At 69.1% G+C, this 2,578-nt stretch carries 5 protein-coding genes; 2 read left to right on the plus strand and 3 right to left on the minus strand.

Annotated features, from left to right (window positions below):
• The coding region (locus tag AC1D01_RS29560; protein WP_477872787.1) for a ribosome maturation factor RimM at window positions 1–279 on the minus strand (279 nt) is incomplete at its 3' end.
• A gap of 20 nt (window positions 280–299) precedes the next feature.
• Window positions 300–569 (minus strand): 30S ribosomal protein S16, encoded by a 270-nt coding sequence (rpsP, locus tag AC1D01_RS29565; protein WP_477872779.1) that lies wholly within the window; start codon window positions 567–569, stop codon window positions 300–302.
• A 155-nt stretch (window positions 570–724) separates the two neighbouring features.
• Here rpsP and AC1D01_RS29570 point away from each other — a divergent pair, with 155 nt between their 5' ends.
• Entirely contained in the window at window positions 725–1,267 is a 543-nt protein-coding gene (locus AC1D01_RS29570) for a GNAT family N-acetyltransferase (RefSeq protein WP_477872781.1), read from the plus strand.
• Window positions 1,268–1,269: 2 nt separating this feature from the next.
• Window positions 1,270–1,707 carry an NINE protein gene (locus AC1D01_RS29575; protein WP_477872783.1) on the plus strand — a complete coding sequence of 146 codons (438 nt, stop codon included), beginning with the start codon at window positions 1,270–1,272 and terminating at the stop codon, window positions 1,705–1,707.
• Here AC1D01_RS29575 and AC1D01_RS29580 read toward each other — a convergent pair.
• Window positions 1,708–2,578: inorganic phosphate transporter (locus AC1D01_RS29580; RefSeq protein ID WP_477872785.1), on the minus strand; the 871-nt coding region annotated here is incomplete at its 5' end. It lies immediately after the preceding gene.

The raw sequence follows: 2,578 nt of genomic DNA on the forward strand, positions 1-2,578 counted from the left end.
CACCTGGGCCACGACGCCATCGCCGTGCTCCTTGACCTGCACGACCTTCAGCAAGGGCGGAAAGGCTGCTGCGGCGGTCGCCGGCAGCTTGACGCCTTGCGGCTCCGGCGGTTTCAGGAACCACCGGCGCGAAGAAAAGAGGGCCTGGGGATCTGCAGCGAAAGGCTGGACGCGAATCCAGCCCTTCACGCCCCAGGCATCGAGAACCCTGCCGATCTCCACCGCATCCTCGGGCCACGCGGGATCAGACATCCCGGCAGGCCCCGGCGCGGCGGTCATCGACACGTTCTCGGCAGCACTCAGGCTGCTGCAGCAGCAGCCGGCGTCGCGGCCTTGGCCTGCTCGACCAGGCGAGCCACCGTCGCCGACGGCTGGGCGCCGTGGGCAACCCAGTGCTCGATGCGGTCGAACGCGACGCGCAGCGGCTGCTCGCCACCGGACGCCACCGGGTTGTAGAAGCCGACGCGCTCGATGAAGCGGCCGTCACGGCGGACGCGCGAATCAGCGACGACGATGTTGTAGAACGGACGCTTCTTGGCGCCACCACGTGCGAGTCGAATCACGACCATGTTGTTTCCTTGAGATTATCGAAAACATCCACCGCACCAGGAGACACTCAGGGCAAGCAGATCGGAGGTCGGTGCCGTAGATACGCCAACCCTCCGGGTCGACCGTCACCGAAACCCGGCATTATAAACTCGCCAGACCACCCCCGCCAGCCATCATGTCCGAGAGCCCCATCACGATTCGCGCCAGCACGGCCGCCGATCTCCCCGCCATCACCGCCGTCTACGGCTGGAACGTGCTGCACGGCACCGGCACCTTCGAGCTCGAGGCGCCCGACCTCGCCGAGATGACCCGCCGCCGCGACGACGTGCTGTCCAAGGGCCTGCCGTGGCTGGTCGCCGAGCGCCGCGGCGAGGTGCTGGGCTACGCCTACGCGAACCACTTCCGCCCGCGCCGCGCCTACCGTTTCTGCCTCGAGGACTCGATCTACCTGTCGGACGCCGCCCGCGGCCAGGGCGCCGGCAAGCAGCTGCTGGCCGCGCTGATGGCGCAATGCGAGGCGCTCGGCGCGCGCCAGATGCTGGCGGTGATCGGCGATTCGGCCAACGCCGGATCGATCGGCGTGCACCGCAGCCTCGGCTTCGAGCACACCGGGCTGCTGAAGTCCGCCGGCTGGAAGTTCGAGCGCTGGCTCGACGTGGTGCTGATGCAGCGCGCGCTCGGCACCGGCGATGCCGTGCCGCCTGCGGCGGGCGAGTGAGCATGACCAAATCGAAGACGCTCGCGACCTGGATCGCGCTGGTCGGCGGCAGCCTCGGGCTGCACCGCTTCTACCTGCACGGCCCGCGCGACGTGTGGGCCTGGCTCTGGCCGGTGCCGACGCTGATCGGCGCCTACGGCGTGCTGCGCGTGATCCGCATCGGCCAGGACGACCCGCTCTCGTGGGCGCTGATCCCGCTGCTGGGCATCGCGATCGCCGCGGCCATGCTGGCCGCCATCGTCTACGGCCTGATGCCCGACGAGAAGTGGAGCCTGCGCTTCAACCGCGGCGAGCCGGTCAACCCGGCCGGCTGGGCGGCGGTGATCGGCGTCGTGATCGCGCTGCTGCTGGGCGCCACCGTGCTGATGGCGACGATCGCGTTCGGCGGCCAGCGCTACTTCGAGTACCAGGTCGAGGAAGCGCGAAAGATCAGCCAGTGATCACGGGAACATCGTGAAGCTGACCCAGTAGGCGATGGCGGCGACGAAGGCGGCGGCCGGGATCGTGAAGATCCACGCCCACACGATGTTGCCCGCCACGCCCCAGCGCACCGCCGACGCGCGCCGCACCGAGCCGACGCCGACGATCGCGCCGGTGATGGTGTGCGTGGTCGACACCGGGATGCCCAGCGCGGTCGCGAGGAACAGCGTCATCGCACCGCCGGTCTCGGCGCAGAAGCCGCCCACCGGCTTCAGCTTGGTGATCTTCTGGCCCATCGTCAGCACGATGCGCCAGCCGCCGAACATCGTGCCCAGCCCGATCGCCAGGTAGCAGCTGCCGATCACCCAGCCCGGTGGCGCCTTCGAATCGGCCGCCGCGTAGCCGGTGGCGATCAGCAGCATCCAGATGATGCCGATGGTCTTCTGCGCGTCGTTGCCGCCGTGGCCCAGGCTGTACAGCCCGGCCGACAGCAGCTGCAGCCGGCGGAACCAGTTGTCCACGCGCAGCGGCGAGCTGCGCCGGCAGATCCAGGCCACCGCCACCATCGCGAGCGAACCCAGCAGGAAGCCGAGCGCCGGCGAGATGAAGATGAAGGCGACGATCCACAGCAGCCCGCCACCGACCAGCGCGCCGATGCCGGCCTTCGCGATCACCGCACCGCAGATGCCGCCGATCAGCGCATGCGACGAGCTCGACGGAATGCCGTACCACCAGGTCACGACGTTCCAGACGATCGCGCCGATCAGCGCACCGAACACCACGTGATGGTCGACGACGCCCGGCAGCACGATGCCCTTGCCGACGGTGGCCGCCACCGTCAGGTTGTGGAACACCGAGATCGCCAGCACGTTGAAGAACGCGGCGAAGATG

It is taken from the genome of Rhizobacter sp. P3_B12 (assembly GCF_056402895.1).

Excerpts from the sequence above, each read along its gene's own strand:
- rpsP (WP_477872779.1), bottom strand. The coding sequence starts at position 569 with ATGGTCGTGATTCGACTCGCACGTGGTGGCGCCAAGAAGCGTCCGTTC.
- AC1D01_RS29570 (WP_477872781.1), top strand. The coding sequence starts at position 725 with ATGTCCGAGAGCCCCATCACGATTCGCGCCAGCACGGCCGCCGATCTC.
- AC1D01_RS29575 (WP_477872783.1), top strand. The coding sequence starts at position 1,270 with ATGACCAAATCGAAGACGCTCGCGACCTGGATCGCGCTGGTCGGCGGC.